This window comes from Microbacterium paraoxydans, from assembly GCF_018224615.1.
Classification (GTDB): Bacteria; Actinomycetota; Actinomycetes; order Actinomycetales; family Microbacteriaceae; genus Microbacterium; species Microbacterium paraoxydans_B.
In genome coordinates, this window is record NZ_JAGTUK010000003.1 from 855,642 (window position 1) to 875,731 (window position 20,090).

A 20,090-nucleotide genomic window follows, 5' to 3' on the forward strand; every position below is an offset into this window, starting at 1 on the left:
CATTCACTAGGAGAAATAATCAGCAATCAGGCGATACTGCTTGTCACACTGCTCTCACATTTCCGCCTTCACGATGCAGGGGCGCAGAATAGCCCCGTGGCGATCGACACCAGCGAGTTCTCCTATCTTCCCGCGCAGGCCGACGCGCTCGGCGTCCCCCTTCCCGAGGTGCAGCGTCTCACGCTCCCCCTCGGCGACGGCCGCAGGCTGAGCGCTCTCCGCTTCGGCACCGGCGCCCCGCGGCTCACGCTCCTCCACGGCGCGGGCCTCAACGCCCACACCTGGGACACGACCTCTCTGGCCCTGCAGCAGCCGCTGCTCGCGATCGACCTCGCCGGACACGGCGACTCGTCGTGGCGCGACGACGCCGACTACACCCCGCGCGTGCTGGCCGCCGACGTGGCTGCCGCGCTCGACGCGTGGGCCACGCAGCCACAGGTCGTGGTCGGTCAGTCGCTGGGCGGTCTCACGGGTGCCGCCCTCGCCGCCGCCCGGCCCGACCTCGTCGCCGAACTCGTCGTCGTCGACATCACCCCCGGGGTCGATGTGACCGCGGGCCCCGCGGCCCTGCGGGCGTTCTACGAGGGGCCGACCGACTTCGCCACCCGCGACGAGCTCGTGGACAAGGCCATGTCCCTGGGGTTCGGCGGCACCCGCCCGGAGACCGAGCGCGGCGTCTTCCTCAACACGCGCGTGCGCGACGACGGGCGCGTCGAATGGAAGCACCACTTCGCCCACCTCGCGGCGCAGGCACTGTCGGCTCACGACCCCGGCACCCCGGCCGCGCCCTCGGTGCTGCACGAGACCGGCTGGGACGACCTCGCGGGCGTGCGCGCACCGCTGACCCTCGTGCGCGCGGAGCGAGGCTTCGTGAGCGCCGACGACGCCGCGGAGCTGCAGTGCCGCCTGCCAGACGCGCGGGTGGTCGTGCTCGACGCCACCCACAACGTGCAGGAGACCGCGCCGGCCGAACTCGCCGCTCTCCTGACCTCGACCACGACCGTCGGCGGAATATGACGTTCCGTTCCGTCACCGACCCCCGCACCCCGACACATCCCTAGGCTCGTCCCACCGGCACACAGCACCTGCCGCACCGAGAGGAAACACCCATGCTCCGTCGTCCCCGACGCCTCGCGCTGATCTCCGCACTCGCGGCCACCGCCGTCGTGCTCAGCGCCTGCTCCGGCTCCGCCGAACCCGGCCCGTCCGCCGGGACCGGCGAGCCCGACTCGAACGCGACCCTGCACGTCGGGCTCGTCCTCGAGCCCACGAACCTCGACATCCGCCGCACGAGCGGCGCCGCGCTGGAGCAGATCCTCATCGACAACATCTACGAGGGTCTCGTCAGCCGCACGCAGGAGAACGAGATCGAAGGACGCCTGGCGTCCGACTACGAGATCTCCGACGACGGCCTGACCTACACGTTCACGCTCAACGACGGCATCACGTTCCACGACGGCACTCCGCTGACGTCGGCCGATGTCGTCTCGTCATACGAGACCGTGCGCACCGACGCCACCGTGCAGGGCAACGCCGAGTTCGCGTCGGTCGCTTCCATCACGGCACCCGACCCGGCGACCGTGCAGATCGTGCTGTCCGAGCCGAACCAGAACTTCCTGTTCGCGCTGACCGGTCCCGCCGGGCTCGTGTTCAAGACCGGCGACACGACCGACCTGAAGACCGCGGAGAACGGTACCGGTCCGTTCACGCTCTCGCGCTGGAACAAGGGCAGCACCATCACCTTCGCTCGCAACGACGACTACTGGGGCGACCCGGTGAGCGTCGCCGAGGTCGAGTTCCAGTACATCCCCGACTTCACGGCGGGCGTGAACGCGGCCCTCGCCGGCGACGTCGACGTGCTCACGGCCGTCGACCCGAACCTGGCACCGCAGCTGGAAGACTCCGGCGACTTCACCCTCACCACTGGCCGCACGACCGACAAGGCCACGCTGGCGTTCAACAACAAGAAGGCTCCGCTGGACGACGTCCGCGTGCGCGAGGCGCTGCGCCTGGCGATCGATCACGAGGCGCTGATCGAAGCGGTGGGCGCGGGCACCCCGCTGTACGGCCCCATCCCCGAGCTCGACCCGGGCTACGAAGACCTCTCCGACGTGATCTCCTACGACCCGGAGCGCGCGAAGGAGCTTCTCGCCGAGGCCGGGCAGGAAGATCTCGACCTCACCCTCACGATCCCCTCGTTCTACGGCACGACCGTTCCGAAGGTGCTCATCTCCGACTTCGACAAGGTCGGGGTGAACCTCGAGGTCGACTCCGTCGAGTTCCCCACCTGGCTCGAAGACGTGTACACCAACAAGGACTACGACCTGAGCTTCGTGCTGCACGTCGAGCCGCGCGACTTCGGCAACTTCGCCAACCCGGACTACTACTTCGGCTACGACAACGCCGAGGTGCAGGACCTGTACGCCCAGGCCCTCGCCGAGGTCGACCCGGATGCGTCCGCGAAGCTGCTCGCTCAGGCGGCCCGTATCGTGTCGGAGGACCACGCCGCCGACTGGCTGTACAACGGTGAGACCATCACCGCGGTCAGCCCGATCGTGTCGGGCTTCCCGAAGGACTCGATCAACTCGCGCATCAACCTGGCGGACGTGACCGTCAGCAGCGCCGACTGATCGCCCGGTCGCGACCCCGTGCTGCGCTATGCGCTCGTCCGAGGGGCCCTGCTCATCGCAGGGCTCCTCGTTTCGAGCGCCCTCATCTTCCTCACCCTCCGGGTGTTTCCCGGCGACGTCGCCCAGCTCATCGCCGGAACCCAGGCGTCGCCCGCCGAGGTCGAGGCGCTGCGGGAATCGCTCGGGCTGAACCGTCCACTCATCGTGCAGTACACCGACTGGATCGGCGGTCTCCTGCGCGGAGACCTCGGCACCTCCCTGCTGTCGGGTGCCTCGGTCGGTGAGGAGCTGCTGCTCAAGGCGCAAGTGACGGTGCCGCTCGGCCTCATGGCGCTGCTGATCGCGGTGCTCATCGCCGTGCCGTTCGGGATCCTCGCCGCCCTGCTGCGCGGTCGTCGCGGCGGTACCGCGCTCAGCGTGGGCGCACAGGCCCTCGCGGCCGTGCCGGTGGTCTGGGCAGGCATGATGCTGATCGTGGTGTTCTCGGTGTGGCTCGGCTGGCTCCCGCCCCAGGGCTTCCCGCGCACCGGATGGTCGACGCCGGGCCGGGCGATCGAGGCACTGCTGCTGCCCGCGCTGACCATCGGCATCGTGGAGGGCGCCATGCTCATGCGCTTCGTGCGCAGCGCCACGCTCCAGGCCGCGGGGCAGGACTTCGTGCGCACAGCCGCCGCCAAGGGCCTCACCCGCACGCGCGCCCTGATCCAGCACGGCATCCCGGCCGTCGGGCTCTCGATCGTCACGGTGCTCGGGCTCCAGGTCGCGGGGATCATCGTCGGCTCCGTCGTGATCGAGCAGCTGTTCACGCTGCCGGGGATCGGCCGGATGCTGGTGGCCGACGTCGGTACGCGCGACCTCATCAAGGTGCAGAGCGAGCTGCTGGTTCTCACCGGCTTCGTGCTGGTGGTGGGCTTCCTGGTCGACCTCCTGCACCGCGCGATCGACCCTCGACAGCGGGAGGCCGCATGATCCCCCGCTGGCTGCGCCGCCTGTGGCGGACCGCGACCGGGCGCTTCGGCCTGATCGTGGTCGCGGTCGTCGTGCTCGCCGCGCTCGTGTCGCTGTTCTGGACGCCGTTCGACCCGCGCACCTCGGACATCGGCGACCGTTGGCTGCCGCCGGGCTTCCCGCACCTGCTCGGCACCGACGACACGGGCCGCGACATCCTGAGCCTGCTGATGGCCGGTGCCCGCACGACCGTGTTCGTCAGCGTCGGCGCGGGGGTGATCGCCACGATCGTGGGCATCGCACTGGCGGCACTCGGCGCCCTCACGACCAGGGTCGTGCGTGAGACCGTCGCGGTGCTCGTCGACATCCTGATCGCCTTCCCCGTCCTGCTGATCGCGATGATGATCTCGTCCGTGTGGGGCGGGTCGCTGTGGGTGGTGATCTGGGCCGTGGGCATCGGCTTCGGCGTGAACATCGCCCGCGTCACGCGCCCCGAGCTGCGCCGCGTGCAGCAGAGCGACTTCATCCTCGCCGCTCGCGCCTCCGGCCTCACCCCGGCGCAGACTCTCGTGCGTCACCTCCTGCCGAATGTCGCTCCGGTGTTCATCGTGCAGTTGTCGTGGTCGATGGCGGTGGCGGTGCTCGCCGAGGCCGGCCTGTCCTACCTCGGTTTCGGCGCCTCGGTGGTCGAGCCGAGCTGGGGTCTGCTGCTCGCCGACCTGCAGCGCTACATCGGCGTGCACCCCCTCACGGTTATCTGGCCGGGACTGACCATCACCCTCACCGTGCTGGCGCTCAACCTGCTCGGGGACGGACTGCGCGAGGCGACCGACCCGACACTGCGGCACCGCGCCGCCGAGATCCATACTCCGGCGGTTGTCGCATGAGCCTGGTGGTGCAGGACCTGGTCGTCGAACTCGACGGGCGACGCCTGGTCGACGGCGTGTCGTTCGAGGTGCCGGACGGCGCCAGGGTCGGGCTGATCGGCGAGTCCGGGTCGGGCAAGTCCCTCACCGCGCTCGCGGTCCTCGGGCTGCTCCCCGACGGCGCGACCGCGCACGGCAGCATCCGGTGGGACGGCACCGAGCTGATCGGCGTGCCCGACCGCGAGCTGGCGCGGCTCCGCGGCGACGACATCGGCATCGTGTTCCAGGAGCCCCGCACGGCCCTCAACCCCATCCGCACGGTCGGGCGGCAGATCGCCGAATCGATCCGCATCCACCAGGGACTGGGGAAGCGCGAGGCCAGGGAGCGCGCGATCGCGGAGGCCGCGCGCGTGCGGCTCCCCGACCCCGAGTCGATCGTGGACCGCTACCCGCACCAGCTGTCGGGCGGGCAGCGGCAGCGCGTCGCGATCGCGATGGCCCTCGCCTGCCGCCCGCGGCTGCTCATCGCCGACGAGCCGACCACGGCGCTCGACGTCACGATCCAGGCCGAGATCCTGTCGCTCCTGCTGCGGCTCGTCGAGGAGGAGGGCATGTCGCTCGTCTTCATCACGCACGACCTCGCGGTGCTCGCCCAGGTCGCGACCGCGGGCGTCGTGCTCGAGCACGGTCGGGTCATCGAGGCAGCCCCCGTGTCGACCCTTCTCAGCGCGCCGTCGTCGCCCGTGACGCAGGGCCTGCTGCGCGACGCGACCGCGACCCTGTGGCGCCCGGACGGAGGGACGGCATGAGCCTGATCGAAGCACGCGGCCTGCGCCGCGATTTCGTGGTCCCGAAGCGCACCACCTTCGAGCGCACCCGACGGCAGACCGCGTTGGAGCCGACCGATCTCGACGTGGTCGAGGGATCGTCGGTCGGCATCATCGGCGAGTCGGGATCGGGCAAGTCGACCCTCGTCCGGCTCCTGCTCGGGCTCGACCGCCCGACGGCCGGGACGGTCACGGTCGACGGTCGCACGGTCGATGCCACCGCCTCCGCCCGGGCGCTGCACTGGCTCCGACGGCAGACCGGACTCGTGTTCCAGGATCCGTACGCCTCGCTCGACCCGCGCATGACCGCCGGCCAGATCGTGCGCGAACCGCTCTGGGCCCTGGGCATCGAGGGTGACCACCGTGCGCGCGTGCGGGAGGTGCTGGCGCAGGTCGGGCTCGAACCGGACATGGGCGACCGCTACCCGCACGAGTTCTCGGGCGGACAGCGGCAGCGCATCGCCCTGGCCCGTGCGATCGTGCACCGCCCGCGCATCCTGGTCGGCGACGAGCCGCTGTCCGCCCTCGACGTCACGGTGCGCGCGCAGATCCTCGACCTGCTGCGCGAGCTCAAGGCGACCTCCGACCTCACGCTGCTGCTCGTGTCGCACGACATCGGCGTCGTGCAGAACCTGTGCGACACGGTCGTGGTGATGAAGGACGGCCGGATCGTCGAGCGCGGCGCCACGGCTGACGTGCTGCTGCACCCCTCCCAGGACTACACCAGGGCGCTGCTCGCGGCGATCCCCGTCATCCCCGGCCCCGCGGAGGGGTGACGCTCAGCGCGCCCGCCCGAACAGCGTTCCGCGCCGCGGCCGGGAGGGGCGCAGCGCCCGGCGCAGGTACACGGTGCCGAGGTCGCGCCCGAACTTGTGCCCGACGCGTCCCATCCGCCCCGCCTCGACGAAGCCGAGCTTCTCGTGCAAGCGGATCGACGCCTCGGCGCCCCGGTCGCTGATCACCGCGACCATCTCCCTGATCCCGCGCTGCTCGCACGCATCGATCAGCGCCTGCAGCAGCGCAGACCCCAGTCCCTTGCCGCCCGCGCCGGGGCCGAGGTAGATCGAGTCCTCAACCGTGTAGCGGTACGCGTTCTTGCCCGCCCACGGCTGCGCCAGCGCGTAGCCCAGCACGGCCCCGGAGGGCGACACCGCCACCAGGAACGGCAGCCCGAGCCGGTCGAGCAGCGCGTACTTCTCCCGCCAGGACGGGATGGTGCTGCGACGCTCGTCGAGCGTGACCGCAGAGTTGCTCACGAAGTGGTTGTAGATCTCGCGCACGTGCGGGAGGTCGGCGGGACGTGCGGGCCGGATCGAGTACGCGAACACCTCCGGTGCGGGCGCGGGCCGCAGATGGCGCGGAAGCACCCGGCGGCGGTCCCCCGGCTCGAACTGCATGCGCTCAGCTTAGGGAGGCCGGCGCCTCCCCCTCCACCCGCCAGTCCACGGGATCGCCGCCCGCCGCCTCCAGCAGGGCGTTCGCGCGCGAGAAAGGGCGAGAGCCGAAGAACCCGCGGTTCGCCGAGAGCGGCGAGGGGTGCGCAGACTCGATCACCGGCGTCGCGCCGAGGAGGGGACGCAGGTTGGCGGCGTCCCTCCCCCACAGCACCGCGACGAGTGGCTGCTCCCGGTCGACGAGCGCCCGGATCGCGAGCTCGGTCACCTCCTCCCATCCCCACCCGCGGTGCGAGCCCGCCGCGCCGGGCTGCACCGTGAGCACCCGGTTGAGCAGCAGGACGCCCTGGTCGCTCCAGGCCGTGAGATCGCCGTGCGGTGCCGGCGGCAGGCCGAGATCGCTCTGGCGCTCCTTGTAGATGTTCGTGAGGCTGCGCGGCAGCGGACGCACATGACGATCGACCGCGAAGGACAGCCCGATCGGATGGCCCGGTGTGGGATACGGGTCCTGCCCCGTGATGAGCACGCGCACCTCGGACAACGGCCGCTGGAACGCCCTCAGCACGTTCTCGCCGGAGGGAAGGTAACCGCGGCCGGCGGCCTGCTCGGCACGCAGACGTTCGCCCAGCGCGGTGATGCGCTCCTGTGCGGGCGCCAGAGCCTCCGCCCACCCCGGGTCGATCAGACCGTCGCGCGCGAGCTCGGCAAGCCCCCGGGCCGCCATCACTCCGCGGTCCGCACGCGCAGCGGACCCCGCGCGAGCAGGTGCTGAGCCGACTGCGCCACCGGCCGCATCGTGATGAGGTCGAGGTTGACGTGACCGGGCGCACCCAGCGCGTAGGCGATCACGTCGGCCACGTCGTCGGCCAGGAGAGGCGCCTCGACCCCGGCGTACACCGCCTCCGCCGCGACCGCGTCGCCGCCGAGGCGGTTGAGCGTGAACTCCTCCGTGTGCACCATGCCCGGCGCGACCTCCACCACCCGGATGGGCTCGCCGTTGAGCTCCTGGCGCAGCGCGCGCACCAGCATGCCCTCGGCCGCCTTCGCCGCGTTGTAGCCCGCGCCGCCCGGATAGGCGTTCTGCGCGGCCGTCGAGGTGACGAACACCGTGTCCGCGTGGCCGTCCACCTCGGCCGTCGCGCGCAGCAGCGGCAGCAGCCCGGCGACCAGGCGCTGCGTGGCCAGCACGTTCGCGTCGTACATCCACTGCCAGTCGCTGATGGCGGCGTCCTCCACGCGGTCGGTGCCGCGCGCGCCCCCCGCGACCTGCACGAGCGCGTGCAGCGGTCCCGAGCGCTCGAGCTCTCCGACCAGCGCCGACACGGCCGCGCCGTCGGTCAGGTCGCACGCGATCGCCGAGGCCCCGGTCTCCGCGGCGAGCGCCTGCAACCGGTCCTCTCGTCGGGCGACGCCGACCACGTCCCATCCCCGCTGTCGCAGCGCGCGCACCGTTGCCGCGCCGATCCCGGAACTCGCCCCTGTCACCACTGCACGTCTGTTCGCCATGCCCTCCACCGTACGACGCCCGCCGTCCCGTGCGCACGGCCGCGACGGCGTCGCGCCGGATCAGCACTGCGCCGGATCAGAATAGGGTCGGATCAGAACAGGGTCGGATCAGAACAGTGTCGCGGTGCGGGTGTGCACGGTGCCGTCGGTCGGGCTGCCGGTCGAGGTGACCGTGACCGGGACGCCGGAGTGCAGCGGTGACGGACCGAGGATGCCGAACGTGACGTGCGTCACCCCCTGCCCGGGCACGCTGCCGGCGTACGCGAGCGTGTAGGTCACCGTGCCGTCGCCGTTGTCGGTCACCCCGGCCGCGGTCCAGGTCGGGTCGGTCGCGGGCAGCGCCGGCACCGAGGGGCTCGACCCTCCCGCGTTGGCGATCACGGCCGGCTGCAGCGCTCCGACGTCGGCGCGCGCGAACGTGACCGTGACCGTGCCGCTGGTGACGTCGGCGACCGGGAGGGTGGCCGCCTGCGTGTCATCGTTGCGGAGCTGGATGGAGGCCCCGTAGTACTGGGGATCGACCCAGGTGCCGCCCTGCATGCTCTCGATGACGAAGCGACCGAGCGCATCGGCCGACGCGGCTGCCGCGGGCGTGGCCGTCGCGAGCGCGACGACCGGCACCGACCAGACCGCGCCCGCGAGGACCGTGCGCCGCCGAAGCGCAGGAGCGGGACGGGCGGGCTCGTTCCCGCCGGGCGTTCGTTCACCGGCACTCATGGCCGTCTCCCGTCCGCGGCCGGTCGACCGCGTCGCGGCCCACGGTAGCGAAGCACGCGCCGGAGCGGAACAGGATGCGCGAATCGGGCGACCCGCCGCAGCCTCCGTGTTACGTCACATTTCCCACGCGCTGTTGACAGGGTCGGAACTTCCGTACTCTCGCTGCAAGGGCACCAGCCATCCGATTTCCGACCGTTCCAGGGGGAACACATGTCCGCACCCGAGACCTGGCGTTTCGAGACCAAGCAGATCCACTCGGGTGCCGCACCCGACCCCGTCACCAAGGCCCGCGCGACGCCGATCTACCAGACCACGTCGTACGTGTTCGACAGCGCGGACCACGCCGCGAACCTGTTCGCGCTGGCCGAGTTCGGCAACATCTACACGCGCATCCAGAACCCGACGCAGGACGTGCTCGAGCAGCGCCTTGCCGCCCTCGAGGGGGGCACCGGCGCCCTCGTCCTGGCCAGCGGCCAGGCGGCCTCCACGTTCGCGATCCTCAACATCGCGCAGGCCGGCGACCACTTCGTCGCGTCCAGCTCCATCTACGGCGGCACGTACAACCTCTTCAAGTACACGCTCGCGAAGCTCGGCATCGAGGTCACGTTCGTCGAGAACCAGGACGACCCGGAGGAGTGGCGCCGCGCGGTCCGCCCGAACACCAAGCTGTTCTTCGCCGAGACCATCGGCAATCCGCAGATCAACGTGCTCGACATCCGCACGGTCGCCGACATCGCCCACGAGAACGGCGTCCCGCTGATCGTCGACAACACGATCGCGACCCCGTACCTCATCCGCCCGTTCGAGCACGGCGCCGACATCGTCGTGCACTCGATCACCAAGTTCCTCGGCGGCCACGGCACCACCATCGGCGGCGTCGTGATCGACGGCGGGAGCTTCGCGTGGTCGGAGAACGTGGAGAAGTTCCCCGGACTCACCGAGCCCGACCCGTCGTACCACGGCGCCAGCTACACGACGGCCGTCGGCGACCCGCTCGCCTACATCATCAAGGCGCGCGTGCAGCTGCTGCGCGACCTCGGGTCCTCCATCTCGCCGCAGAGCGCCTGGAACCTCATCCAGGGCGTGGAGACCCTGTCGCTGCGCATCGAGCGCCACGTGCAGAACGCCCAGGAGATCGCCGAGTGGCTCGACAGCCGCGACGACGTGGCCTCGGTCAACTACTCGGGTCTGCCCTCCTCGCCGTGGTACGCCAAGGCGAACGAGTATGCGCCCAAGGGCGTCGGCGCCGTCCTGTCGTTCGAGCTCAAGGGCGGCGTGGAGGCCGGACGCGAGTTCGTGAACAGCCTGTCGCTGTTCAGCCACCTCGCCAACATCGGCGACGTGCGCTCGCTCGTCATCCACCCCGCGTCGACGACGCACGCGCAGCTCACGCCCGAGCAGCAGCTCACGGCGGGCGTCACACCCGGCCTCGTGCGGCTCTCGGTGGGCATCGAGAACATCGAGGACCTCAAGGCCGACCTCGACCAGGCGCTCGCCGCGGCACGCGCCGTCTCCGAGGCCGCGCGCGCCTGAGCGACTCGCATCGATCGGATGCCCCGGACCGCACGGTCCGGGGCATCCGTCGTCCGGCGGCGTAACCTGCCGCCCGAGCGCCGCCCGCCAGGCGAGAATGGGGGGATGGACTGGCAGACGACCTCCGAGGACACGGTGCCGTCGGCACCCGTGACGGAGGCCGACGTCCGTCTGCTCCGTGCCCGACCGCCCGCGACCGGTGCCTGGCGCGACGGAGACCCGGTGGGCGGTCGCCGCTTCGCCGCGTTCGGGTCGTTCCGCACCGAGAGCGGCGCCGAGCTCCCCGGCATCCGACTCGCGTACGAGACCTGGGGCGAACTGAATGCGGCGCGCGACAACGCCGTGCTGGTACTCCATGCCCTCACCGGTGACAGCCACGTGCGCGGCGACGCCGGAGCGGGACACCCCACCGCCGGCTGGTGGGAGGACATCGTCGGTCCCGGTGCCGCGCTCGACACCGACCGGTGGTTCGTGATCGCCCCCAACATGCTGGGCGGCTGCCAGGGATCGACCGGTCCGGCGAGCATCGCCCCCGACGGGTACGAGTGGGCGTCGCGCTTCCCGTACCTCACGATCCGCGACCAGGTGGCCGCGCAGGTGCGTCTCGCCGACGCGCTCGGCATCGACACGTGGGCGGCCGTGATCGGCGGCTCGATGGGCGGCATGCATGCACTGGAGTGGGCGGTCACGCATCCCGCGCGCGTCGAGCGTCTCGCGGTGCTGTCGTCGCCCCCCGTGACCACGGCCGACCAGATCGCGCTGAACACGGTGCAGCTGGAGACCATCCGCATGGACCCGCGCTATCAGGGCGGCGAGTACTACGACCTCGCCGACGGCGACGGGCCGCACCGCGGGCTCGCGCTCGCGCGGCGCATGGCGCTGCTGAACTACCGCAGCCCGATCGAGCTCAACCAGCGGTTCCAGCGCTCCTGGCAGTCCGACGTGTCACCGCTCGGTCACGGCGGGCGCTTCGCGGTGGAGTCGTACCTCGACTTCCACGGCAACAAGTTCACACGCCGCTTCGACGCCAACAGCTACATCACCCTGGTCGAGGCGATGAACTCGCACGACGTGGGGCGCGGTCGCGGCGGGGTCGAAGAGGCGCTGCACGCGGTCACCGCGACCACCCTGGTGCTGGGCATCGACAGCGACCGGCTGTTCCCCGTGGACGGTCAGCAGCGCATCGCCCGCAGCATCCGGCACCTGCTCGACGACGACGCGGTGGTGCTCACGAGCGACTTCGGCCACGACGGCTTCCTGATCGAGACCGACGCCGTGGGCACGCAGCTGCGGCGACTGCTCGATACCTGAGGTCAGGCCGGCTCGAAGCGCCACGGCAGCGCGGCGGCGTGCAGCCTGCCCTGCTCCCACGCAAACGCCCGTCCGTCGTCCAGCACCCGCGTCTGGAACAGCTCCGCCGACCCGGCCGACGCGAGTGCCGCCGCCACCCGGTCGTGCACGGACAGCCGGTGCAGCGTGACCCACGTGGGCGGGAACAGCGTCCACTCCCCTGTCGCATGACGCGCGAGCGCCTCCGCGGGCGTGACCCACGCGAGCTCCGCGACCTCGGCCTCCGCCGGTACGGCCTCGGCTTCCGGTGCCTCGGCGAGGAAGAACCACGTGCGGATGCGCACGGGCACCTCCACGGGCGGCCGCCACTCCGACAGCGGCACCAGTCCATCGATCACGAGGCCCACCTCCTCCGCGGTCTCGCGGATGGCTGCGCGCCGGGCATCCTCCACGCGGTCGTCACCGTCGCGGCGATCGCCCGGCTCGACCTTGCCGCCGGGAAACACCCAGGCGCCGGGGAAGGAGCCGCGGTCCGGTCGTCGCATCAACAGCACGCGGAAGCCGTGGTCGGCCGGGCGCAGCAGCACGACGGTCCCTGCCAGCGGCAGGTCGTCGTCGGGGGTCGTCACCCCGTCACTCTACGACGCGAGCGCCGGCACCGCGGCGGGGCGTCGCGCCTCGACCCGGTACGACAGCAGAGCGATCAGCAGCCCGGCGACGGCGAGCGCGGCCCCCGTCCAGGCCGGAGCGGTGAAACCCCAGCCCACCGCGATCACGACGCCGCCGAGGAACGCGCCAAGGCTGTTGCCGATGTTGAGGGCGGAGTGGTTCATGGCCGCGGCGATCGACTGATTATCGCCCGCGACGTCCATCAGCCGCGTCTGGATCGTGGGACTGAGGACGGACGACACGAAGCCCACCAGCACCACGAGCAGGCCCAGGCTCACGATCCAGAACGACAGCACCGCGAGCAGGGCGAACACGACCGCCATCGCGGCGAGCCCGAACAGCAGCGTGCGCCGGAGGTCGATGTCGGCGAAGTGCCCGCCGGCCAGGTTTCCCGCGGTCATGCCCAGGCCCATCAGCACGAGCACGATCGGCACCACCCACTCGGGCGACCCGGCGACCTCGGTCACCAGCGGAGCGATGTAGCTGTACACGGCGAAGAAGCCACCGAAGCCGATCGCCCCGACGCCGAGCGCGAACCACACCTGTCCGATGCGGAACACCCCGAGCTCTGCGCGCATCGTGCGACCCGGATTGCCGGGGTGCTCCGGCACGAACAGGGTGATGCAGAGCGTGGCGAGGGCGAATACGAGGGCCACGACGCCGAACGCGGCGCGCCACCCCCACTGCTGACCCAGGAACGTGCCGAGCGGCACACCCACCACGTTCGCGACCGTGAGGCCGGTGAGGATGAAGGCGACGCCCTTGGCCCTATTGCCCGGCCCCATGACGTCGGCGGCTACCAGTGCCCCGATGCCGAAATAGGCGCCGTGCGGGAGCCCGGCGAGGAACCGCGAGACCCCGACCAGCTCGAACGTGGGCAGCACGACGGTGAGCGCATTGAACACCGTGAGCGCGAGCGCCAGGACGATCATCACGCGGTGCCGCGGATAGCGTGCGACGAAGCCCGCGATGGTGGGCGCGCCGATCACGACGCCGAGCGCATAGAGCGAGATCAGCCAGCCGGCCTGGCTCAGCGCGTCTTCCTGGCTGCTCGCCCAGACGGACGGCAGCAGGTCGGCGGCGATGTTGGGCAGCAGGCCCATCACGACGAACTCGGTCATGCCGATGCCGAAGCTGCCGATGGCGAGAGAGAGGAGCGCCCTCTTCGCCGCACCCCTCGAGGAGATCGAGGGATTCACCGGATCAGCTTAGCGGTCGGCGGACTCGTCGATCGCCGGGGTGCGCCGATCCAACATCAGGAAGACATCGACGTCGTCCTGCCTGTCCAGGAGGAAGCCGTGCCGCTCGTACAGCCGCCGGGCGGAACTGCCCTGGAGCACGTCGAGCCGGTACAGGCGTGGCTCGGCGAGCACCTCCGCCAGCACGCGCGTGCCGATGCCGCGTCCCTGATGCGCGGTCGCCAGGTAGAAGTGCTCGAGCCAGAGGGCACCGCCCTCCGGTCGGAGCGCGACCGAACCGACGTCGACGCCGTCCACCACGATGACGCTGGTCTGTTCCGGCACGAACGCGTCGAGGAACCGCCGACGCACGCGCGTCTCGTCGAAGCGACCGAGCCGCTCCAGATCGTCACGGAGCACCTCGGCCCGCAGCTCCGCGATCCACTCCGCGTCGGCGGCCGCGGCGGGGCGCAGCGTGAGCACGCCGGGGGCTGCGACCTCAGTCACCGGACTCGTCGATCGCCGCCTCCAGCCGCTCGACCTTCGCGTCGAGCTCGCCCGTGTAGCCGGGGCGGATGTCGGCCTTGAGCACGAGCGACACCCGGGAGCCGAACGGCAGCACCGCCTCGGTCGCGCGCTTGACCACGTCCATCACGGTGTCCCAGTCTGGGCCCTCGATCTCGGTGAACATGCTCGTCGTCCGATGCGGGAGGCCCGAGGCGCGCACGACGCGGACGGCGGCGGCGACGGCATCGTGCACGGACGCGTCGGCGCGCTCGGCACCGTCGGCGGGCGTGCCGCTGGGGGCGACGGAGAAGGCGATCAGCATGGGTTCACTCCTTGGTTCGAGAGGGACGGACGGCGGGCACCCGCGCGACGGCGCGGAGACTCACGACGGTCAGGACGATGAGCAGCACGTTGCGCACGGTGAGCAGCAGCACAGGCAGGGGCTCGGCACGCAGCAGAGCGTCGTAGGTGAGCGGGTAGATCAGGCACGTGAGCAGGCACAGCGCCAGCACCAGCGCCGCGGGTACGGTCGCCCGAGCCCTGTCCCAGACCATCCAGAGGATCACCGGCGCGAGCAGCCACGTCTGGAACTGGGGAGAGCCGACCTTGTTGCCGACGATCAGCAGCGTCGCCAGCACGAGCGCGAGCGGCGGGAACAGGCGGCGGAACGCGGCGCCGCGCACGGCCTTGACCACCCCCAGCGCGGTCACGGCGACGACCACCACGGCCATCAGCGGCGTCAGGACACCGGCGACCGCATCGGCGCCCGGCGCCGCGATCTGGAACGTGAGGATGTCGAAGCTGTACTCGATGCGCGCAGACCCCGCCACGGCCAGCCACAGGAACGGCGTCGCCGCGACCGCCTCGATCTGGAGCCCGCGACCGGTCTGCGCGGTCAGGAATCCGAGGATCTCCGACCGGGCACCGAGTAGCAGCAGCCCCCCGAGCACGGCCGCGGTCACCACGAGCGCCGCCAGGACCTGCCGCCATCGCCGCCGTCCGGCCACCACGGCGGCGAGCAGCAGCGCGCCCGGCCAGATCTTGATCCACGCGCCGACCGTCAGGAGCGCGGCAGCGAGCGCGGGCCGGGACACCAGCCAGAGCCCGGCGACGACCGCGATCGGCACGGTGACCGCGTCGATCCGGTACAGGGCGATCGGTCCGAGCAGGAGCAGCGCGATGCACCAGAACCATGCCGCGGCCGTTCGCGCCCGGCCCGGACGACGCCCGACCAGCACGGCGAACGCGACGGCATCGAGCACGCACACCAGCACCGCCCAGGCCACGAGGTAGGCGGACGAGACGCCGAGCAGCGGCACGAGCGGGGTCGCCAGGAGCTTCGCGAGCAGCATCGGCAGCAGGGCCAGCTGCGGGTACACCCACGGCTCCGTGACTCCCACGACGGGCCCGCCGCCGAGCGCTGCGGTCGACCAGGGCTCGTACACCAACACGACATCGCCCATGGGCTGGCTCGGGTACACCCAGCCCGCGAGCGCCGTCCACGCGTGCACCAGCAGGAACGCGGCCCACAGCGCGATCGTCCGGGCGGGGACGCGTGAGGTCACGACAGGACGTCCGCGATCGCGAGGGGCAGCGCCTCCGCCACATCCATCGCGACGATCGGGTGGCCGGTTCCCCCGTCGCGCACCCCCGCGGCGATCCGGGCGGCGTGCCCGTGCAGCCAGGCACCGGCGGCGGCCAGTTCGGGCAGCGGCGCGTCGGGGTTCGCCGCGATCACGGCCCCGAGCACTCCGGCGAGCACGTCACCGGTTCCCGCGGTCGCCAGCCACCCCGTGCCCGCATCGACCGCGATCAGCGTGCCGTCGGGTCCCGCGATCAGCGTGCGGGCGCCCTTGCGCAGCACGACGCCGTCCAGTTCCGCGGCCATCCGCCGCACGTCCTCCGTCCCCTCCCGCTCCGTCGCGGCGAGGCCAAGGCGCTCACGCAGCCGCGCGAACTCGCCCGCGTGCGGTGTCACCACGAACGGCGCGGTCGCGTCCGCGGCCAGGTCCAGCGCGCCGGCGTCGACTACCACCGGCACCGCGCCCGACAGGATCTCCCGCAGCGCCTGCGCCTCGGCGTCCGTCCGCTCCTCGGGGTCGGTGCCGGAGCCGATCACCCACGCGCCGATGCGGGTGCGACCGGTGTCCGGTCCGCCCACCGTCTCGGGACGGCGGGCCAGCACGGCGTCGATCACGCGCTGCTCCCCCGCGTACCGCACGAAGCCCGCCCCGGAGCGCCACGCGGCCTCGACCCCGAGCACGGCGGCCCCGGGGTACGAGGGCGACCCCGTGCGCAGAGCCACCACGCCGCGGGAGTACTTGTCGTCGTCGCGCGTGGCGGCGCGGACGAACCGGGCCGTGTCGTCGCGTGACCACTCCCGCGCATCGCTCATGTCTCCACGTTAGCGGGCGGCCCTCCCCCCTCCCGAGCCCCGGTAGCGTCGAAGCGTGAGCCTCCTCTTCTCCCCGCTGACCATCCGCTCCACCACGTTCCGCAACCGCCTCTGGGTCTCCCCGATGTGCATGTACAGCGCCGTCGACGGGATCGCGCAGGAGTGGCATCACGCGCACCTGGCCCAGTTCGCCTCCGGCGGCGCAGGACTCATCGTCGCCGAGGCCACGGCCGTGGTCCCCGAGGGTCGCATCTCGCCCCGCGACCTCGGGCTCTGGACGGACGCGCAGCGCGACGCCCTCGCCCCGGTCGTCCGGGCGATCCACGACCGCGGGTCGCTCGCCGGCATCCAGCTCGCGCACGCGGGTCGCAAGGCCTCCACGTGGTGGCCGTGGGCGCCCGAGCGCGGCTCGGTTCCCGTGACCGAGGGCGGCTGGACCACCGTGGCCCCGTCCGCGGTGGCCTACGACGGTTTCGCCGAGCCCGAGGCGTTGGACGCGGCAGGCATCGACCGCGTGGTCGAGGCGTTCGCGGCGGCGGCCCGTCGCGCGCTCGACGCGGGGTTCGACGTGCTGGAGCTGCACGGGGCCCACGGCTACCTGCTGCACCAGTTCCTGTCTCCGCTGTCGAACCACCGTGACGACCAGTACGGCGGCTCGCTCGAGAATCGCGCCCGACTGCTGCTGCGGGTGCTCGACGCCGTGCGCGCGACCGCGGGCGACACCGTGCCCGTGTTCGTGCGGATCTCCGCGACCGACCACGCCGAGGGCGGGTTCACGCCCGACGAGGCCGCGGTGGTCGGGGCGTGGGCGACCGAGCACGGCGCGGACCTGGTCGACGTGTCCAGCGGCGGGCTGGTCGCGCACCAGCGCATCGCGGTGTCGCCGGGGTATCAGGTGCCGCTCGCGGAGACCGTGCGCCAGGGCGGCCGGATCCCGGTGTCGGCCGTCGGGCTCATCACCGCGGCGGCGCAGGCCGAACAGGTGCTGGTCGACGGTGCCGCCGATGCGATCTTCGCGGGGCGGGAGTGGCTGCGCGATCCGCACTTCGCCCTGCGCGCTGCGCACGAGCTCGGCGCCGAGGTCGCCTGGCCGCCGCAGTACGAGCGCGCCCGCTGGCGCTGATCCGCCGGGACGACGACGGCCGCCGGTTCCCTCGGGAATCGGCGGCCGTCGTCGTGGCGCGTCCGGGGTGTCAGTGCCCGCGTACGCGCCGGGTCGCGTCCTGCACCTCGCCGACGAGCTCCTCCAGGATGTCTTCCAGGAACAGCACCGCGGTGGTCTCGCCCGCAGCGTCGCGCACCTTCGCCAGGTGGCGGCCGGCACGGCGCATCACGGCGAGCGCGTCCTCCAGGTCGGTGTCCTCCTGCACGGGCACCATGTGGTGGATGCGCTTGCCGGGAATCGGCTCGTGCACCTTGGTCTCCGCATCGGGCCCCTCCGAGGCGCGGAGGATGTCCTTCAGATGCACGTATCCGATCGGGGTGTCCTCGTCGTCGACGATCACGTAGCGCGAGAACCCGTAGCGGGCCACGGCCTTCTCGATGTCGTCCGGCGTGGTGCTCTGCGGCAGCGTCACCAGGTCCCCCAGCGGCACCGCCACGTCCCGCGCCTTCTTGTCGGTGAACTCGACGGCCGCGGTCACGGTGCCCGCGGTGTCCATCAGCACGCCCTCGCGACGGGACTGGCTCACGATCGTGGCCACCTCGTCGAGCGTGAAGGTCGAGGCGGCCTCATTCTTCGGCTCCACGCGGAACAGGCGGAGCACGCCGTTGGCCGCCGCGTTGAGCAGCCAGATCACGGGCATGAAGACCTTCGAGATCCAGACCAGCGGCGAGGCGAGGATCAGCACCGCGCGGTCGGGAATCGAGAACGCGAGGTTCTTCGGCACCATCTCGCCGAACACCACGTGCAGGAACGACACGACGAGGAGCGCGATCACGAACGACACCACGTCGACTGCGCCGTCGGCCCAGCCGAGCGCGTGCATCGGCACCGCCAGCAGGTGGTGGATCGCGGGCTCCGACACGTTCAGGATCAGCAGCGAGCAGATCGTGATGCCCAGCTGCGAGGTCGCCAGCATGAGCGTGGCGTGCTCCATCGCGTACAGCGCCGTCTTCGCGGCCCGGGAGCCGCGCTCGGCCCGCGGCTCGATCTGCGAGCGCCGCGCGGAGATGACCGCGAACTCCGCGCCGACGAAGAAGGCGTTGGCCGCCAGCAGCACGACCAGCCAGGCGAGGCCCACCCAATCGCTCATCGCGACACCTCCTCGGCCTCGAGGGAGTCCGGTCTCGGCACGTAGCGCACCCGATCCACCCGGCGGCCGTCCATCCGGACGACCTGCAGCGTGCCGCTCTCCAGCGACACCTCGTCACCCACGACCGGCACCCGCTCCAGCACGCTCATGACGTAGCCGCCCACGGTGTCGTACACGTCGCCCTCCGGGACGTCCACGCCCGCGCGACTGCGCAGCTCATCCGGGCGCAGCTCGCCCGGGAACGTGATGCCGTCGCGGTTGCGGATGATCCCGGCTCGCGTGCGGTCGTGCTCGTCGGACACCTCGCCCACGAGCTCCTCGACCAGGTCCTCCAGTGTCACGATGCCCGCGGTGCCGCCGTACTCGTCGACCACGACGGCGAGCTGGTAGCCGCGCCCGCGGAGGTCGGAGATCAGCGCGTCCACGTGGGCGGTCTCCGGCACGCGCAGCGGGTCGGTCGCGAGAGCTCCCACCGGCACCTCGGCTCGCCGCTCCCGGGGGACGGCGATCGCGGCCTTGAGGTGCACGACGCCGGTGATGTCGTCCAGGTCCTCGTCGAACACCGGGAAGCGGCTGTGGCCCGTGCGGCGCGCGAGCTGGATCACGTCGTCGACCGAGTCGCCCGCCGCGATCGCGTGCATGCTCGGACGGGCGGTCATGACGTCGGCGGCGGTCAGGCGCGAGAACGTGAGCGTGCGGTCGAGCAGCGTCGCCGTGTCGGCCTCCAGGACACCGGCGCTGGCGGAGCGGCGCACGAGCGACGACAGCTCCTCCGCGCTCCTCGCGCCGGACAGCTCCTCCTTCGGCTCGATGCCCATGCCGCGCAGCACACCGTTGGCGCTGCCGTTGAGCACCACGATCGCGGGCTTGAACACGGTGGTGAAGGCGATCTGGAACGGGATCACGAGCTTCGCGGTGGCCAGAGGCAGCGCGAGCGCGAAGTTCTTCGGGACCAGCTCGCCGAGGATCATCGACAGCACGGTCGCGACGAACATCGCCACGACGGTCGCGATCGGGGCCACCGCGGCCTCGGGGATGCTCCAGGCGACGAGCGTCGGGCGCAGCAGGTTCGACAGTGCCGGCTCCATCGTGTAACCGGTGAGCAGCGTGGTCAGCGTGATGCCGAGCTGCGCGGACGACAGGTGCGTGGAGGTGTGCTTGAGAGCGCTGATCGTGAGCGAGAGCCGGGACTCACCGCGCGCCTGTCGCGCCTCGAGTTCGGCCCGGTCGAGGTTGACCAGTGCGAACTCGCTCGCGACGAAGAGGCCGGTGCCGACCGTGAGCAGGAGCCCCACGCCCAACATGATGTAATCCATCAGCTATTCCTCTCCGCAGAGAGTTCGGGACGGTGGGGCGATGTTCGGCAACTGGGGGG

At 71.7% G+C, this 20,090-nt stretch carries 21 protein-coding genes; 9 read left to right on the forward strand and 12 right to left on the reverse strand.

Annotated elements, in window-relative coordinates; all coding sequences use genetic code 11:
- Positions 1 to 96: 96 nt before the first annotated feature.
- From KE274_RS14320 to KE274_RS14345, 6 genes are all read left to right on the forward strand, one after another.
- The gene (locus KE274_RS14320; RefSeq protein ID WP_307872219.1) at positions 97 to 1,017 is read left to right on the forward strand and encodes an alpha/beta fold hydrolase; all 921 of its coding nucleotides are present in this window, start codon (positions 97 to 99) and stop codon (positions 1,015 to 1,017) included.
- A gap of 92 nt (positions 1,018 to 1,109) precedes the next feature.
- Positions 1,110 to 2,630, forward strand: a complete 1,521-nt coding sequence (locus KE274_RS14325) for an ABC transporter substrate-binding protein (RefSeq protein ID WP_211544839.1) — start codon at positions 1,110 to 1,112, stop codon at positions 2,628 to 2,630.
- A gap of 18 nt (positions 2,631 to 2,648) precedes the next feature.
- The gene (locus tag KE274_RS14330; RefSeq protein ID WP_211544841.1) at positions 2,649 to 3,599 is read left to right on the forward strand and encodes an ABC transporter permease; all 951 of its coding nucleotides are present in this window, start codon (positions 2,649 to 2,651) and stop codon (positions 3,597 to 3,599) included.
- A complete protein-coding gene (locus tag KE274_RS14335) occupies positions 3,596 to 4,465 on the forward strand; it encodes an ABC transporter permease (protein WP_211544843.1) in 870 nt (289 codons plus the stop codon). Before KE274_RS14330 ends, KE274_RS14335 begins: the two co-directional genes overlap by 4 nt.
- Positions 4,462 to 5,253, forward strand: a complete 792-nt coding sequence (locus KE274_RS14340) for an ATP-binding cassette domain-containing protein (protein WP_211544845.1) — start codon at positions 4,462 to 4,464, stop codon at positions 5,251 to 5,253. The genes KE274_RS14335 and KE274_RS14340 overlap by 4 nt, the downstream gene beginning before the upstream one ends.
- The gene (locus KE274_RS14345) at positions 5,250 to 6,047 is read left to right on the forward strand and encodes an ABC transporter ATP-binding protein (RefSeq protein ID WP_211544847.1); all 798 of its coding nucleotides are present in this window, start codon (positions 5,250 to 5,252) and stop codon (positions 6,045 to 6,047) included. Before KE274_RS14340 ends, KE274_RS14345 begins: the two co-directional genes overlap by 4 nt.
- A 3-nt stretch (positions 6,048 to 6,050) precedes the next feature.
- Here KE274_RS14345 and KE274_RS14350 read toward each other — a convergent pair whose 3' ends face one another.
- The 4 genes from KE274_RS14350 to KE274_RS14365 form a co-directional block, all read right to left on the reverse strand.
- Positions 6,051 to 6,668: a GNAT family N-acetyltransferase gene (locus tag KE274_RS14350; protein WP_211544848.1), complete on the reverse strand. Its 618-nt coding sequence runs from the start codon at positions 6,666 to 6,668 to the stop codon at positions 6,051 to 6,053.
- Between the two features lie 4 nt (positions 6,669 to 6,672).
- A complete protein-coding gene (locus KE274_RS14355; RefSeq protein WP_211544850.1) occupies positions 6,673 to 7,389 on the reverse strand; it encodes a uracil-DNA glycosylase in 717 nt (238 codons plus the stop codon).
- A complete protein-coding gene (locus KE274_RS14360) occupies positions 7,389 to 8,171 on the reverse strand; it encodes an SDR family oxidoreductase (RefSeq protein ID WP_211544852.1) in 783 nt (260 codons plus the stop codon). Before KE274_RS14360 ends, KE274_RS14355 begins: the two co-directional genes overlap by 1 nt.
- 108 nt (positions 8,172 to 8,279) lie before the next feature.
- On the reverse strand, positions 8,280 to 8,888 hold the full coding sequence (locus KE274_RS14365) for a hypothetical protein (protein WP_211544854.1): 609 nt from the start codon (positions 8,886 to 8,888) through the stop codon (positions 8,280 to 8,282).
- A gap of 210 nt (positions 8,889 to 9,098) precedes the next feature.
- Here KE274_RS14365 and KE274_RS14370 point away from each other — a divergent pair, with 210 nt between their 5' ends.
- Both KE274_RS14370 and metX read left to right on the forward strand, forming a co-directional pair.
- Positions 9,099 to 10,421, forward strand: a complete 1,323-nt coding sequence (locus KE274_RS14370; protein WP_211544855.1) for a bifunctional o-acetylhomoserine/o-acetylserine sulfhydrylase — start codon at positions 9,099 to 9,101, stop codon at positions 10,419 to 10,421.
- Positions 10,422 to 10,526: 105 nt separating this feature from the next.
- Entirely contained in the window at positions 10,527 to 11,732 is a 1,206-nt protein-coding gene (gene metX / locus KE274_RS14375; protein ID WP_211544856.1) for a homoserine O-acetyltransferase MetX, read from the forward strand.
- A 2-nt stretch (positions 11,733 to 11,734) separates the two neighbouring features.
- Here metX and KE274_RS14380 read toward each other — a convergent pair whose 3' ends face one another.
- Genes KE274_RS14380 through KE274_RS14405 form a run of 6 tightly spaced genes read right to left on the reverse strand, consistent with a single transcriptional unit; the run spans position 11,735 to position 16,460 of the window.
- The gene (locus tag KE274_RS14380) at positions 11,735 to 12,340 is read right to left on the reverse strand and encodes an NUDIX domain-containing protein (RefSeq protein ID WP_211544857.1); all 606 of its coding nucleotides are present in this window, start codon (positions 12,338 to 12,340) and stop codon (positions 11,735 to 11,737) included.
- 9 nt (positions 12,341 to 12,349) lie between these two features.
- Positions 12,350 to 13,579, reverse strand: a complete 1,230-nt coding sequence (locus tag KE274_RS14385; RefSeq protein ID WP_211544859.1) for an MFS transporter — start codon at positions 13,577 to 13,579, stop codon at positions 12,350 to 12,352.
- 9 nt (positions 13,580 to 13,588) lie between these two features.
- A complete protein-coding gene (locus tag KE274_RS14390; RefSeq protein ID WP_307872220.1) occupies positions 13,589 to 14,065 on the reverse strand; it encodes a GNAT family N-acetyltransferase in 477 nt (158 codons plus the stop codon).
- Positions 14,058 to 14,387 (reverse strand): thiamine-binding protein, encoded by a 330-nt coding sequence (locus tag KE274_RS14395; RefSeq protein ID WP_211544861.1) that lies wholly within the window; start codon positions 14,385 to 14,387, stop codon positions 14,058 to 14,060. Before KE274_RS14395 ends, KE274_RS14390 begins: the two co-directional genes overlap by 8 nt.
- A gap of 4 nt (positions 14,388 to 14,391) precedes the next feature.
- Positions 14,392 to 15,630 carry a hypothetical protein gene (locus tag KE274_RS14400; RefSeq protein ID WP_307872221.1) on the reverse strand — a complete coding sequence of 413 codons (1,239 nt, stop codon included), beginning with the start codon at positions 15,628 to 15,630 and terminating at the stop codon, positions 14,392 to 14,394.
- Entirely contained in the window at positions 15,627 to 16,460 is an 834-nt protein-coding gene (locus tag KE274_RS14405; RefSeq protein WP_211544863.1) for an NAD(P)H-hydrate dehydratase, read from the reverse strand. Before KE274_RS14405 ends, KE274_RS14400 begins: the two co-directional genes overlap by 4 nt.
- A 55-nt stretch (positions 16,461 to 16,515) precedes the next feature.
- Here KE274_RS14405 and KE274_RS14410 point away from each other — a divergent pair, with 55 nt between their 5' ends.
- Positions 16,516 to 17,583: an NADH:flavin oxidoreductase/NADH oxidase gene (locus KE274_RS14410; RefSeq protein ID WP_211544869.1), complete on the forward strand. Its 1,068-nt coding sequence runs from the start codon at positions 16,516 to 16,518 to the stop codon at positions 17,581 to 17,583.
- 70 nt (positions 17,584 to 17,653) lie between these two features.
- Here KE274_RS14410 and KE274_RS14415 read toward each other — a convergent pair whose 3' ends face one another.
- Both KE274_RS14415 and KE274_RS14420 read right to left on the reverse strand, forming a co-directional pair.
- Positions 17,654 to 18,715, reverse strand: coding sequence for a hemolysin family protein (locus KE274_RS14415; RefSeq protein ID WP_211544871.1), 1,062 nt, complete (start codon positions 18,713 to 18,715; stop codon positions 17,654 to 17,656).
- Positions 18,712 to 20,031, reverse strand: coding sequence for a hemolysin family protein (locus KE274_RS14420; protein WP_211544873.1), 1,320 nt, complete (start codon positions 20,029 to 20,031; stop codon positions 18,712 to 18,714). The genes KE274_RS14415 and KE274_RS14420 overlap by 4 nt, the downstream gene beginning before the upstream one ends.
- Between the last annotated feature and the right edge of the window lie 59 nt (positions 20,032 to 20,090).